The sequence below is a fragment of the Rhodopirellula europaea 6C genome, from assembly GCF_000338295.1.
GTDB classification, from domain to species: domain Bacteria; phylum Planctomycetota; class Planctomycetia; order Pirellulales; family Pirellulaceae; genus Rhodopirellula; species Rhodopirellula europaea.
On the sequence record NZ_ANMO01000080.1, the window covers coordinates 43,231 to 57,233 of the forward strand.

Genomic DNA, 14,003 nt, shown 5'->3' on the forward strand with positions numbered 1-14,003 from the left:
ATTCTACCCTTTCAACGTTTTGGCAATCGCGTCACAATGCGGCATCTTTTGATCCCTTGTACCGGCGAATCGACGTGAACGCACCCGAACCATCTGACTCGGCCACACCTGAAAAAACGCCGTCCAAACACTTCATTCGCCAAGCGATTGATGCGGATCTGGCGAGTGGACGCTTTGACGGAGTTGCCACGCGATTCCCGCCGGAACCCAACGGTTACCTCCACATCGGACACGCGAAAAGTATCTGCCTGAACTTTGGTCTCGCCAAAGACATGGGCGGCACATGCAACCTGCGATTCGATGACACCAACCCCGTCAAAGAAGACACCGAGTACGTCGATTCGATTCAAGAGGACGTCCGTTGGTTGGGGTTTGAATGGGACAACTTGCACTTCGCCAGCGACTACTTCGACCAACTTTATGATTGGGCGGAGAAACTGGTCAAAGACGGCAAGGCTTACGTTTGTGACTTGAACGCCGAAGAGACTCGTGCCTACCGCGGCACGCTCACCGAACCCGGTAAAGACTCACCACATCGCGATCGCACTCCGGAAGAAAACCTGGAGCTCTTGCGTGCGATGAAGGCGGGCAAGTTCAAGGACGGTGAGAAAACGTTGCGAGCCAAGATCGACATGGCTTCGCCGAACATCAATCTTCGCGATCCGGTGATGTACCGAATCGCTCATGTGCCGCACCATCGCACCGGCGACAAATGGTGCATCTATCCCATGTATGACTGGGCCCACGGTCAGTCTGATTCACTGGAAAAGATCACGTTTTCGATTTGCACGCTCGAGTTCGAGCACCATCGGCCGCTTTACAATTGGTACTGCGAGAACCTTGGCATTCATCATCCTCGCCAAATCGAGTTCGCTCGTTTGAACATGACCTTCACCGTCATGAGCAAACGAAAACTCTTGCAACTGGTGAAGGAAAACCACGTCACCGGTTGGGACGATCCTCGAATGCCGACCTTGGTTGGTTTGCGTCGTCGCGGTTACACGCCCGAGTCCATTCGTGCGTTCTGCGCCGATATCGGTGTGGCCAAGTTCAACAGCACGATCGATGTCATTCGCTTGGAAAATTCGGTTCGCGAGCACCTGAACTCGGTCGCGCCGCGACGGATGGCGGTTTTGGATCCGATCAAGCTCACCATCACGAACTGGCCCGAGGGCAAGGTCGAGATGATGAACGCGATCAACAACCCCGAAGACGAATCCGCCGGCAGCCGCGAAATTCCATTCAGCGGTGAGCTTTACATCGAGACCGAAGATTTTCGCGAAGAGGCTCCTCGCAAATTCTTCCGTTTGAAGAAGGGCGGTTCGGTTCGTTTGCGTTCGGGCTACATCGTGGATTGTCACGACGTGGTGAAGGACGACGATGGGAACATCACCGAAGTCTTGTGCACCTACGATCCAGAAACCAAGAGCGGCGAAGACACCTCCGGTCGCAAAGTCAAAGGCACGATTCACTGGGTCAGTCGCGAACACGCCAAGAAAGTGACGGTCCGCAATTACGACCGTCTGTTCAAGGTCGAGAACCCAGATGCGTCCTCGGATACGGGATCGTTCCTGGATCACTTGAACCCAGACTCACTGACAACACTAACCGCCCACGTGGAACCTGCTCTGGCGGAGGCCGCAGTAGGCGATCGCGTTCAGTTCGAGCGACTCGGGTATTACGTTGTCGATCCCGATTCGACCGATGGCGAGCTCGTTTTCAACCGCATCGTTCCACTCCGTGATACCTGGGGAAAGATCGAGGCGAAGGGGAAGAAGTAGCTCGTCAGGAATTCGCCGTAGCCGAATTCACCAGAATTCGGAAGCATGTTCGCCGTAGCCGAATTCGCCAGAATTCGGAAGCATGTTCGCCGTAGCCGGATTCACCAGGGTTCGGACTCGTTTGCATAGCGGACAGGCGCCGAGATTGCTCGGTGCCTGTTGAGTGATCGTTCAGTGGGGATCACAGGCTGGAAGCCTATGCCACTCTTTAGGCGAGGTCGTAGACTTGGCTGTAGCGGGTTCGCAGGCTTTGGATCAGCGGTTCGGCGGAGAGCGGTTTGCCGCTGGCTTGTTCGACCAGTTCATCCGCGGTTCGCGTTCGTCCGAGCTCATGAACGTTCTTGACCAACCATTCTCGTAGCGGTGCAAAGTTCCCTTCCCGGGCCATTGCGTCAATGTCTCCGAGTGATTCTTTGGCAGCATCGTACAACTGTGCCGCGGCCAAATTCCCGAGCGTGTAGGTCGGGAAGTACCCGATCAGGCCCGCGCTCCAGTGGACGTCTTGCAGAACGCCATCGGCGGCCGATGGTGGGCGAACCCCGATGACTTGTTCGTAGGCATCCGCCCATGCGACTGGGAGATCATCGGTGGACAGCTCGCCGCTGATGAGGGCTTGTTCCAATTCAAATCGGACGATGATGTGCAGGTTGTAAGTCGCCTCGTCGGCTTCGACGCGAATCAGCGATGGCGAGACTGAATTGAAGCAGCGATGCAGTTCCGCAGCGGTGGTATTGCCCAATTGCGCTGGGAAGTGTTGTTGGATCTGCGGGGTGAAGTGTTCCCAGAACGGCAGCGTTCGGCCGACGAGGTTTTCCCACATTCGCGATTGTGATTCGTGGATCCCCAACGACGCGTAGCTTCCCGGTGGCAATCCGAACCAGTCGTCTCGCATGCCTTGTTCGTACAGTCCGTGGCCCGCCTCATGCAGCGTTCCAAAGATGCTGGTCGGAAGAAAATTGGGTTCGTAGCGAGTTAGGATGCGGCAGTCGGAGGGGCCGATCGTTGTGCAAAATGGATGCGAAGTCTCATCCAGCCGACCTCGGTTGAAGTCAAAGCCGATCGCTTCGGCGAGCACGTGCGAGAACGCTCGCTGTGCTTCGACGGGAAATTCCTGGGTGATCAGCGACGTGTCGACTTGTCGCGGTGAGTCTTTGATCTCGCCGATCAATGCCACCAGTTCGGTTCGCAAGTCGGCAAAGGTTTTCGTGAGAGCGGCCGCTTTTGCACCTGGTTCGAATTCGTCCAGCAAGGCTTCGTAGACCGTTTGGTCATCGGTCTTCAGAAGCTCGCCCGTTTCCCGTTTGAGCGAAAGCATTTCGTCCAGCACGGGCTGGAACATCGAGTAGTCGTCCGCTTTGCGAGCGGCGTCCCATTGGCCTTGGCCGCGAACGCAACATGACGCGGTGCGTTGGACTAGGTCGCTGGGCAGTTTGCATTGCCGGCGGTAATCATCAGCGAGGCATTTGAGCGTCGCTCCGATGTCACTGTGCGGATCGGATGCTGCGTCCCAGTCCGCAAGCGAAGCGAGTTGCTCTTCGATGACCGGGGCCGTTTGCAGGGTGTGCACCAACCCGCGCAGGTGAGCAACTTGTTCGGCGCGGTACTCCGCACCCCCGCGTGGCATTCCGGTGCGTTCATCCCATTCCAGCAAATCCGCTGTGGTGGAGAGCTTTGCCGCATCACGAAAGGTTTGGCAAAGGGCATCGAAGGTGGATGCGTGGTCGCTCGTCGTCTGGTTCATCTGCGTTTGGCTCATTTGAACGGTTCCCAAAAAATCCCCGGCACAAAGACATGTGCCGAGGACGTTGTCATGTTCGCTGAGCTTTGGCAAGACGGTCAGTCTTCACTTGGCGATTTATAGGACGGTGATTCGGAATAAAGAAAGAGTTTGCCGAATTGACCATGAAATTGGATCTCTCGTTCGTTCAAAGAACTTGGCGTTCGTTGATCCACCGGCAACGATCGCGACAGAAACCAATGCTTCGTAGTTAGTGCGTCCAAGCCGGATGATTGGATCGCTTGGCGATAGCCTTCCATCGGGGCGAGGGAACCGAGTGCGTGAAGAACGGCACGCTTGCCGGGTGAGTAAGGGCCTCTGGCGGGCAGGGTGAGGTAGGTGGCAAGCTCCGCGTCGGTGACCCGTCCGGTGATGGCGGGTTGTTCAATCAAATCGCCGTCAATCCAAACGTGATGCTGGATCTCGTTGGACTCATTGATATCGCTTGTTTCGGCCAAATCGGCGAGCCGTTGTAACGCGGTTCGCCAGTCTTCACCTCTATAAACCCAGTACTTCGCGATGCTCGGATGAATCGAATTTTGTGACCAGGTGATCGCAACGAAAGATGGAATCGCGATGAGAAAGACGAGAAGTCTGTAGTGAAATCGTTGGCGAAGAGTGGCAACCCAACCGCCAAGGCTGACGCAGCCGAGCGGTAGGCCCGCGACAAGGTAGCGTCGCTGCCAAATCGGGACTCCGCCAAACTCGGACAAAATGAATGCCGAGATGACGGAGATCAGCAACACGCTGAGCAGAAGGATCGTGAAAGAGGTTGTCGGATCGCCAGTGGCGGAAGGCTCGGATTTGAATTCGGCGGTTTCTTCGGATGGATTTTGGCTGGCATGGGCGGATGAACCTGCACGTGCCGGAAAAAGTTTGTGGCAAAGAACGACGATAGTCGTCGGAATGAGTGTCCAACCGAGCCAGGGCCACATATTCCAGACTGCAAAGATTGAATTTGGGCGACCGAATGAGGACCAGGCTTCTCGGCGGTCCCAAATCTCGTGTTGGTCGCCGGAAAGAAATAGCCCCACCAGAATCCACGTGGCCAACCAACCACCGTGGCGCCAGAGTTTGCGATTCGTTTGGGCCGGTTTGCGTTGCGAATCGAACAAGTCCTTTGCCGAAACCGCCGCGACGAGTGGGACCAGCGTCATCAGAGAGGTGATGTGCATCAGCGTCGCGAAAAGCACGCTTGCATGAAGCCCGATCCAAGCCCACTTTTGGTTGATATTGGGGGTTGCCCAGATTCTCGCCGCGAATCCGACGGCAAGGGTGCTTCCTAGTATCACGGCGGCGTAGGGGCGTAGTTCGACGCCGAAGAACGCGGCTTGCCGATCGATTGCCACGGCGAGTCCCGCAACCAAGGCGGCAAGCAAACTGCCGTGGCAACGCAGCGATCCCCAGGTAATCAGGGCGGCGGAAAGGCTAACGCACCAGAGACTGGTTAGCCGAGCCAGGACTTCCACGGGATAGCTGGCGAAAGGCTCGGGCCAGGGAATTTGTTGCCAAATCCACAGGGCCCAGAAGTACAGCGGTTGCTGGTTTCCCATTTTTGCTCGTGGAGCCACGTCGTCCCAGTCGTCGGCGACGCACCATGCCGTGTGAAGTTCGTCGATCCAAAAGCTTTCGGCCAAAAACGGCCATCGGAACGCGAAGGTCAGGGCGAAGACCGCAATCACGCACGCCCACTCGATTGCGGTGGTGCGACGTTTTTCGGGAAGCGATCTTGCTTCGGCTGTCTTCGGAGCAGGCGTGGAAAAGCGTTTCATGGGCCAAGCCTAGCCCAAGGTTGTTGGCTCGGTAAACTGACCGGCTGGCTTTCACCGTCCAGTCCAGTCTGTCGATCCCTTCCTCGTTCTTTTCCGCATCGTTGCCGTGCCTGAATTTTCCATCCAAACCGTTGACGCTCGCGATCCCTCTTCGAGCGAAGCTGCGGAAACGCTGGCCGCGTTGCGAGAAAAGTTGAGTCCCCGTGGAGACTTGGTCAGTCCGCGTGGTCGTGAGTTGACGTTGAAAGTGTTCGGCAAGGCTCTCTCGCCGATCGAAGTCGTGGAAACCATTTGCAAGGATGTTCAAACGCAAGGCACCGAGGCGTTGCTGCGATACACCAAGGCTCTCGACGGAGCCGAGTTGATGGCCGATTCGCTGCGAGTGCCGGAAGCAGATTTGAAGGCCGCTCACGCCGCGGCGAACCCGAAGCTGATCGAAACCATCGGCCGAATCCGCGACAACATTGCCACGTTCCAGTCCGCGATTTTGCACCGAGATGTCACCATCACGCCGCGTCCGGGAGTCTCGCTGACCCAGCGATATGTGCCGATTCCTCGCGTGGGAATTTGCGTTCCCGGTGGTGCGGCGGCTTATCCCTCAACGGTGATGATGACTGCGATTCCGGCTCAGGTCGCTGGCGTCGATGAGATTGCGGTGGTCGCGCCTCCGACCCCGTTTGGTGCCTACAACACGGACATGCTGGCGACTTGTCACGAGCTGGGGATCAAGGAAGTCTATCGGTGCGGAGGAGCACAGGCCGTCGCCGCGATGGCGTACGGATGCGATGCCTTGCCCGCGGTCGACAAAATCGTCGGCCCCGGCAACTTGTTCGTCGCATTGGCGAAGAAGCACGTGTTCGGCACCGTCGACATCGATTCGTTTGCCGGGCCGAGCGAAGTGATCGTGATCGCGGACGATTCTGCTGACGCTTCGTTCGTTGCCTCGGATTTGTTGGCTCAAGCCGAGCACTCTCCCGGATCGGCGATTTTGATCACTTGGGTTGAGACGCTGCTGACGAACGTTCAGTCAGAATTGTCACGGCAGCTTGGCGAACTGGAGCGTGGCGATTTGGCTCGCGATGCTTTGTCAGATTTTGGAGCCTTGGTGTTGGCTCGCGATGCCGACCATGCCTGCGAATTGACCGACTCGTTCGCGCCGGAGCACTTGCAGATCGAAACTCGCGAACCGGAATCGTTGATCGCGAAAATTCGGCACAGCGGTGCGGCGTTCTTGGGACACCACACCCCGGTCGCACTGGGGGATTACGCCGCGGGACCCAGTCACGTTTTGCCGACGGGTGGCACGTGCCGATGGGCGGCCGGGTTGTCTGCGAACAGCTTTTTGCGGTCCGGCAGTGTGACTCAGTTCGATCAATCTGCTTTGTCGGCAATCGCTCAGGATGTCATCACGGTGGCGGAGAAAGAGGGCCTGACCGCCCACGCCCGCAGCGTCTCGATCCGAACGGAATGATTGGCTGAAACGGAAAAGACTGCCCGCTCGGAATGGTTTGAATGATCGTCCGGTTTGGCAGACAATCGTGCCGATTTGGCTGGGCTTTTCCCCGCAATTCCGGGGGCGCTTCCGGCATTGCCCGTTGAGGAAACCTGGCCCGATTGCTACGTTTTTGGGTCGCTATCCACGCATCAATCGCCCATTTCGGCCGCAATATCAGTGATCGCCCCCAATCTCGCATCGAAGCTTCCCGACGACCAACGCATTGTCATCACCGGCGTCGGTCTGACGTCGCCAAACGGCAACGACTGGGCCACTTTCCGACAAGCGTTGCTGGAAAAACGCAGCGGTGTGCAGCCTTACGAAATCCGCTACTTCGGTGAGACTTTGGCGGGCGTCTGTGATTTCGACGCGAAGAAGTACCAATCCAAAAAAGACATTCGCCGGGGAACACGCGCGGGCAGCGTCGGCGTTTACACGGCTCAAGAAGCTGTCGCCCATTCCGGGTTGGATTGGGAAAACGTCGATAAGGATCGAGTCGGAATTTACGTCGGCGTGACCGAACACGGCAACGTCGAGACCGAAAATGAAATCCACGTGATCAAAGGGTTCGACTACGACACGAGTTGTTGGTCGCATCACCACAACCCTCGTACCGTCGCGAACAATCCGGCTGGTGAAATTGCGTTGAACATGCAAATCACTGGGCCGCACTACACGATCGGTGCCGCTTGTGCCGCTGGAAACGCGGGCATCATTCAGGGTGCCCAGATGCTGCGGCTGAATGAGTGCGATGTGGCGATCGCGGGCGGAACCAGCGAAAGCATTCACACGTTCGGGATCTTCGCCAGCTTCAACAGTCAAAACGCGTTGGCGACCCACGCCGATCCGACTCTCGCGTCACGGCCGTTCGATCAAAAACGCAATGGAATCGTTGTTGCCGAGGGCGGGTGTTTGTACACGCTTGAGCGACTCAGCGATGCGAAGGCTCGTGGCGCCGAGATTCATGGTGAATTGGTCGGTTACGCGATGAACACGGACGCGACTGATTTTGTGTTGCCGAACCCGGAACGCCAAGCTCAATGCGTTCAGAAGGCTCTCAAGCGTGCTGGATTGGAAGCGGACCAGATCGACATCGTCAGCACGCACGCGACGGGAACCAGCAGCGGCGACATTCAAGAATGCGCAGCTTTGCGGAGCGTGTTTGGCAAGTGCGAGAACGTTCGAATCAACAACACGAAGAGTTACATCGGGCACGCGATGGGAGCCGCCGGATCGTTGGAGTTGGCTGGTAATTTGATGGCGTTTCGCGATCAAGTCGTCCACCCGACGATCAATGTGGATGAACTGGATCCCGAGTGTGATTTGCCTGGTTTGGTGCTCAACGAGCCGCAAGAGAAACCTCGCGTGGATTACATCCTGAACAACTCGTTCGGAATGCTCGGCATCAACTCCGTCGTCATCGTCGGCCGAGTTTGATCTACGAGACGCTCGCCAATCACCGACGTCACGGCAGCACCCCAGCGACAAATTTGCACTTTGCAATTGTCAATTTGCAATCTCAGCGCTCGACCCTCCCCTCGCTTCGCTCGACCCTCCCAGAGGGAGGGTGAATCGGAACGAGGCCTTTTGTTCCTTGATCCACTGATCCCCGTGGTCCTGTGGACCTGAGCCACTTTCCCCTTCCTGCGTCGATCTGTCCCAATTCAATTGGCACAGGCGCCAAGTGGTGCCCCTTGTGTCGAATCCCATTGCCGTCGAAACTACTCTATCCCGCGGTGGCGGTTGCTCCACGGCGGAACACGGACGTTTCTTCTTCCCGTTTCTCTCGCATCCCTGCTTCCTTTCATGACTCCTGCCGAAATTCGCCAAGAAATCATCGATATCCTCGACGACATTTCTCCTGATGAGGACCTCGACAACCTGGACGATCAGAAGGCGTTTCGCGAGCAATTGGAACTGGATTCGATGGACTTTTTGGACATCGTGATGGAACTCCGCAAGCGTCACCGCGTGCAGATTCCAGAGGAAGACTACGGCCACCTCGCCAGCATGCACTCCACGGTCACGTACCTGGAACCCAAGATGAAGGATCTTTGAGAGCTCTCGAGCAACTAGCGACTAGCTTCTAGCCTTTCGCATTCCGATGACTCTCACCCAAATAGCTAGGGGCTAATCGCTAACAGCTAGCGGCTTTCGAATGTACGACACCATCATCATCGGCGCGGGGATGAGCGGGCTGGCAGCCGGCATTCGGCTGGCCCACTTTGACCAACGCGTTTGCATCCTCGAGAAGCATTACACGATCGGTGGGCTCAATTCGTTTTATCGAATGGGCGGTCGCGACTACGACGTTGGTCTGCACGCGATGACTAACTTCGCTCGCAAGGGCGACAAAAAAGGTCCGCTGGCAAAGCTGATTCGCCAACTGCGATTCGGTTGGGAAGATTTCAAGCTCGCGGAGCAAAACGGGTCGTCGATTCGTTTCCCCGGTGTCGAGTTGGACTTCAACAACGACATCGCGATGCTGGAAAGCGAAATCAAATCGCGATTCCCCGATCAGATCGACGGCTTCCGAAGTCTGTGCGGATCGCTGCTCGACTACAGCGACATGGACGGTGACTCGCCCGATTTCATGCGGTCAGCTCGCGAGGTCATGGCGGAACATCTGTCTGATCCGCTGTTGATCGAAATGTTGCTGTGTCCGTTGATGTGGTACGGCAACGCGCGCGAAAACGACATGGACTTTGGCCAGTTCTGCATCATGTTTCGTGCCTGTTACTTGGAAGGTTTTGGCCGGCCATACAAAGGTGTGCGGGTCATCCTGAAGAATCTGGTTCGCAAGTTCCGTGGTCTCGGCGGCGAGCTTAAATTACGAAGCGGCGTTGCCAACATCCACGTCGAAGAAGGCAAAGCGGTTGGCGTTGTGCTGGACGATGGGACTGAATTGCAGGCCAAGCGGATTCTGTCGTCCGCGGGCACGGTCGAGACGATGCGGATGTGTGACGACATCACCGAACCAGACGTCGCGAAAGCGGGCAAGCTTTCGTTCATCGAGTCGATCAGCGTGCTGGATTGCAAGCCAAAAGAATTGGGCTTTGACCGGACGATCGTTTTCTACAACGACTCGCCCAATTTCCATTGGGAGCGGCCGGATGACTCGTTGTGTGATGCACGTACGGGAGTCATCTGCAGCCCGAACAATTACATCTACGACGCCGAAGAAGGTGAATTGCCCGACGGTGTCGTTCGAATCACGACGCTCGCCAACCACGATTTGTGGTCCGATCTGCCGGAAGAGAAATACCGTGCCGCCAAGGTGACGCAGTATGACGAAGCCGTCGCGTCGGCCGTCCGGTTCATGCCCGATTTTCGTTCACGCGTGGTCGATACCGACGTCTTCACGCCAAAAACCATTCGCCGTTTCACTTGGCACGACAACGGTGCCGTCTACGGTGCGCCTGACAAACAGTTGGATGGGACCACGCATCTGCCCAATGTTTTCCTGTGCGGAACGGACCAAGGTTTCGTCGGAATCGTGGGTGCGATCGTCAGCGGCATCAGCATGGCAAACCGCCACTGCCTTCAAGTTTGACCGTTTCGGACGATCATACGCCCGCGGATGCGGTTTTTGGATGCAGCCTGGCCATTGAGGTCGCGCCGGCATTGACAATTGAGCGGTCGGGCAGCAGGCTTTCCAGTCGGAAATTCTTCATGATTCCCGTGATTTGGGGGTCTTTGTCCAGACGAGGTTCGAATGCCCAGCGAAACTGCCGCGATTGTTTACACGCACACCGATGAAGCTCCCGCACTGGCGACCCGTTCGTTGCTGCCGATCCTGCAAGCGTTCACCAGCGGCAGCGGTTTGTCGTTCGAAACCAAAGACATCTCGCTGGCCGGCCGTATCTTGGCCGGATTCGCGGATCGTTTGCCGGCGGACAAGCAAGTCCCCGACGCACTGGCCGAACTTGGCGAACTGGTCACGAAGCCACACGCCAATGTGATCAAGCTTCCCAACATCAGTGCCTCGATCCCACAATTGGTCGAAGCGATCACGGAACTGCAGACGCAAGGGTACGACATCCCTGACTTCCCGCAGGATCCCAAAACCGATGAAGAAAAATCGGTTCGAGCGATCTACGCCAAGGTGCTGGGAAGCGCCGTCAACCCGGTTCTTCGCGAAGGAAACTCGGATCGTCGCGTCGCCGCTCCTGTGAAAGCGTATGCCCAAAAGAACCCACACTCGATGGGCGATTGGTTGGCGGATTCGAAGTCGCATGTTGCTCATATGAGCGAAGGTGACTTCTATGGCAGTGAGAAATCGGTGATCATCGATTCCGATGACACTCTGCGCATCGAGCATGTTGATCAAGACGGAAACGTCACGGTTCTTCGTGATGGTTTGGCCGTCATCGCTGGCGAGATTGTCGACTCCGCTCGATTGAGCGTGCGTCACTTGCGAGCTTTCTATGCGGAGCAAATTGCGGACGCAAAGTCGACCGGCGTTCTGTTTTCGTTGCACTTAAAAGCGACGATGATGAAGGTCAGCGATCCGATCCTGTTCGGACACTGCGTTGCCGTGATGTACGATCGCTTGTTCGAAGAACATGGCGATGTGTTGACCGCCGCGGGAGTTGATCCCGATCAAGGCCTCGCATCGGTATTCGCGAAGGTGCAAGATTTGCCTTCCGATCAGCGAGCATTGGTCGAAGGAACCCTGGTTGAGATTCAGTCGAGCCTGCCTGAAATCGCGATGGTCGATTCGGACAAAGGCATCACGAATTTGCACGTGCCCAGCGACGTGATCATCGACGCCTCGATGCCCGCCGCGATTCGTGCCGGTGGCAAGATGTGGGGAGCCGATGGCAAGTTGCACGACATGAAAGCGGTCATTCCTGATCGTTGCTACGCGGGCGTCTACCAAGCCACGATCGATGATTGCATCGCCAACGGAAAGTTCGACGTCACCAAAATGGGCAGCGTCGCGAACGTTGGTTTGATGGCTAAGAAAGCCGAAGAATACGGCTCGCACGACAAGACGTTCCGCGTTCCCGCCGACGGCAAAGTGCGCGTGGTCAACTCGGCCGGTACGGAGCTGATGAGCCACGAAGTGGAAAAAGGCGACATCTGGCGAGCTTGCCAAACCAAAGACGTTGCGGTGAAGGATTGGGTGCGTTTGGCCGTCGTCCGTTCGCGTGCCACCGGTTCCCCCGCGATTTTCTGGTTGGATGAAAATCGGGCTCATGATCAGAACCTGATTGGCAAGGTCAACGAGTATCTGAAAGATCATGACACGGCAGGTCTGGACATCCAGATTCTGGCACCCGCCGATGCGACCCGTCATGCTTGCGGTCGCGCTCGTGAAGGCAAGGACACGATCAGTGTCACCGGCAACGTGTTGCGAGATTACTTGACGGACTTGTTCCCGATTCTGGAGCTCGGAACCAGCGCCAAAATGCTTTCGATCGTTCCATTGTTGGAAGGCGGAGGCTTGTTCGAAACCGGAGCCGGCGGTTCGGCGCCCAAGCACGTCGAACAAATCATGAGCGAGAATCACCTGCGTTGGGACTCGCTCGGAGAATTTCTCGCGTTGGCCGTTTCTCTGGAAGACTTGGCGGAAAAGACCGGCAACGAAGAATTCGCGGTCCTGGCAAAGACATTGGATGACGCGACCGGACGTTTCCTGGACAACGACAAATCGCCTTCGCGAAAAGTTGGTGAGCTCGACAACCGCGGCAGCCATTTCTATCTGGCGTTGTACTGGGCCGAAGCGTTGGCGAAATCTGGTCACGAAGGGTTGAAAGCACGCTTCGAACCGATCGCAAAGGCCATGGCTGAAAATGAGTCGAAGATTGTTGGCGAGCTGAACGATGCTCAAGGCGTCGAAGTCGACCTGGGTGGCTACTACCATCCCGATGAAGCAAAGGCCAGTGCCGCGATGCGTCCCAGCCCGACTCTCAACGCCATCATCGACGGCCTGGCTGGTTAAGCTGGCGTTCACGCGTTGTCCACCACTCGCGACGGTCGCCCAAGCCCGTCTTCCACCGGTACGATGGCCTTCCAAGGCCGTCGAGCCCTACTCCCCCGACGCCCGCTGCCCATCATGCCCGTTGATCCCACGCCAGTCCTTCAGTACATCAACGGTTTTCGTTTCTCGAAAGTCATGTTTGCTGCGGTTGAGTTGGGAGTCTTTGATCGGCTGGACGAGCAACCTCGATCGGCGGAAGAATTGGCGGCGGATTTGAAGTGCGAGCCCACGGCGATGAACCGCTTGCTCGATGGGTTGGTGGGGATGCAGTTGCTCGCGCGTGAATCGCAGACTTATCGCAACACAGAACTCGCCTCGGAATTGCTGACGACGACCAGTCCCAATCGGATGACGGGCTATATCAAATTCAGCAACGATGTGAGTTGGAAGTTGTGGTCGCATTTCGAAAACGCGATTCGTGAAGGTTCGCATCGTTGGAAGGATGCCTACGGTTGGGATCAGCCGATCTTCAGCAGTTTCTTTGCCGACGAAGCTGCCATGCGAGAGTTCTTGATGGGAATGCATGGCTACGGCGTGATCAGTTCGCCCAAGGTGGTCCGCGCCGTCGACCTGTCACCGTTTAAACACTTGGTAGATCTCGGTGGAGCAACCGGTCACCTGCCGATCGCGGCTTGTGAGGCCTACGAGTCGTTGACCGCAACGGTGTTTGATCTGCCCGATGTGATTCCATTGACCAAAGAGATCGTTGCGCAGTCATCCGTGTCAGATCGGATTGATGTGACGGCGGGAGATTTTTTTGCCGACGAGTTGCCGGAAGCGGATTTGATGTCGTTGGGCAGGATTCTGCACGATTGGTCCGACGAAAAGATCGATCGTTTGCTCGCGAAGATCTTCGACCGATTGCCGGAAGGCGGCGGTTTGCTGCTCGCGGAAATTCTGATCCAAGACGACCGTGGCGGTCCGGACTGGGGACAAATGCAAGACCTCAACATGCTGGTTTGCACCGAAGGTCGTGAGCGAACGTTGGCGGAGTACGAAGCGATTTTGCGTCGTGCAGGCTTCAGCAGCGTGACCGGTCAAGTCACCGGTGCACCTGTCGACGCGGTGCTCGCGATCAAGTGATTTGCTCGATGTTGAGAGCCGATTGCATTGACGAAGTGTTTTCTCTTCACCAAGTCATACCATGCTGGCTTGGGCGAGGCCTTCGGCACTGTTCCGTCTTCGTAAGCTT

At 56.7% G+C, this 14,003-nt stretch carries 9 protein-coding genes; 7 read left to right on the forward strand and 2 right to left on the reverse strand.

The window, feature by feature from the left end; translation table 11 throughout:
- Positions 1 to 56 precede the first annotated feature (56 nt).
- Positions 57 to 1,781 carry a glutamine--tRNA ligase/YqeY domain fusion protein gene (locus tag RE6C_RS06630; protein WP_008655015.1) on the forward strand — a complete coding sequence of 575 codons (1,725 nt, stop codon included), beginning with the start codon at positions 57 to 59 and terminating at the stop codon, positions 1,779 to 1,781.
- Between the two features lie 208 nt (positions 1,782 to 1,989).
- On the opposite strand, the gene RE6C_RS06635 is transcribed toward RE6C_RS06630, so the two are convergent.
- Positions 1,990 to 3,522: a carboxypeptidase M32 gene (locus tag RE6C_RS06635; protein ID WP_008655018.1), complete on the reverse strand. Its 1,533-nt coding sequence runs from the start codon at positions 3,520 to 3,522 to the stop codon at positions 1,990 to 1,992.
- 95 nt (positions 3,523 to 3,617) lie between these two features.
- Complete coding sequence (locus RE6C_RS06640; protein WP_008655019.1) at positions 3,618 to 5,330, reverse strand: hypothetical protein; 1,713 nt, start codon at positions 5,328 to 5,330, stop codon at positions 3,618 to 3,620.
- Between the two features lie 106 nt (positions 5,331 to 5,436).
- Here RE6C_RS06640 and hisD point away from each other — a divergent pair, with 106 nt between their 5' ends.
- From hisD to RE6C_RS06675, 6 genes are all read left to right on the forward strand, one after another.
- Entirely contained in the window at positions 5,437 to 6,801 is a 1,365-nt protein-coding gene (gene hisD / locus RE6C_RS06645) for a histidinol dehydrogenase (RefSeq protein WP_008655020.1), read from the forward strand.
- A 201-nt stretch (positions 6,802 to 7,002) separates the two neighbouring features.
- A complete protein-coding gene (locus tag RE6C_RS06650) occupies positions 7,003 to 8,262 on the forward strand; it encodes a beta-ketoacyl-[acyl-carrier-protein] synthase family protein (RefSeq protein WP_008655021.1) in 1,260 nt (419 codons plus the stop codon).
- 369 nt (positions 8,263 to 8,631) lie between these two features.
- A complete protein-coding gene (locus RE6C_RS06660) occupies positions 8,632 to 8,883 on the forward strand; it encodes an acyl carrier protein (RefSeq protein ID WP_007325818.1) in 252 nt (83 codons plus the stop codon).
- 100 nt (positions 8,884 to 8,983) lie between these two features.
- On the forward strand, positions 8,984 to 10,378 hold the full coding sequence (locus RE6C_RS06665) for a phytoene desaturase family protein (protein ID WP_008655023.1): 1,395 nt from the start codon (positions 8,984 to 8,986) through the stop codon (positions 10,376 to 10,378).
- Between the two features lie 162 nt (positions 10,379 to 10,540).
- The gene (locus tag RE6C_RS06670; protein ID WP_008655025.1) at positions 10,541 to 12,772 is read left to right on the forward strand and encodes an NADP-dependent isocitrate dehydrogenase; all 2,232 of its coding nucleotides are present in this window, start codon (positions 10,541 to 10,543) and stop codon (positions 12,770 to 12,772) included.
- Between the two features lie 114 nt (positions 12,773 to 12,886).
- Positions 12,887 to 13,894, forward strand: a complete 1,008-nt coding sequence (locus RE6C_RS06675) for a class I SAM-dependent methyltransferase (protein WP_008655027.1) — start codon at positions 12,887 to 12,889, stop codon at positions 13,892 to 13,894.
- Positions 13,895 to 14,003: the final 109 nt, after the last annotated feature.

What these genes read in the sequence shown, in the direction of transcription:
- RE6C_RS06635 (WP_008655018.1), bottom strand. Translation starts at nt 3,522, where the DNA reads ATGAACCAGACGACGAGCGACCACGCATCCACCTTCGATGCCCTTTGC.
- RE6C_RS06640 (WP_008655019.1), bottom strand. Translation starts at nt 5,330, where the DNA reads ATGAAACGCTTTTCCACGCCTGCTCCGAAGACAGCCGAAGCAAGATCG.
- RE6C_RS06660 (WP_007325818.1), top strand. Translation starts at nt 8,632, where the DNA reads ATGACTCCTGCCGAAATTCGCCAAGAAATCATCGATATCCTCGACGAC.
- RE6C_RS06665 (WP_008655023.1), top strand. Translation starts at nt 8,984, where the DNA reads ATGTACGACACCATCATCATCGGCGCGGGGATGAGCGGGCTGGCAGCC.
- RE6C_RS06670 (WP_008655025.1), top strand. Translation starts at nt 10,541, where the DNA reads ATGCCCAGCGAAACTGCCGCGATTGTTTACACGCACACCGATGAAGCT.
- RE6C_RS06675 (WP_008655027.1), top strand. Translation starts at nt 12,887, where the DNA reads ATGCCCGTTGATCCCACGCCAGTCCTTCAGTACATCAACGGTTTTCGT.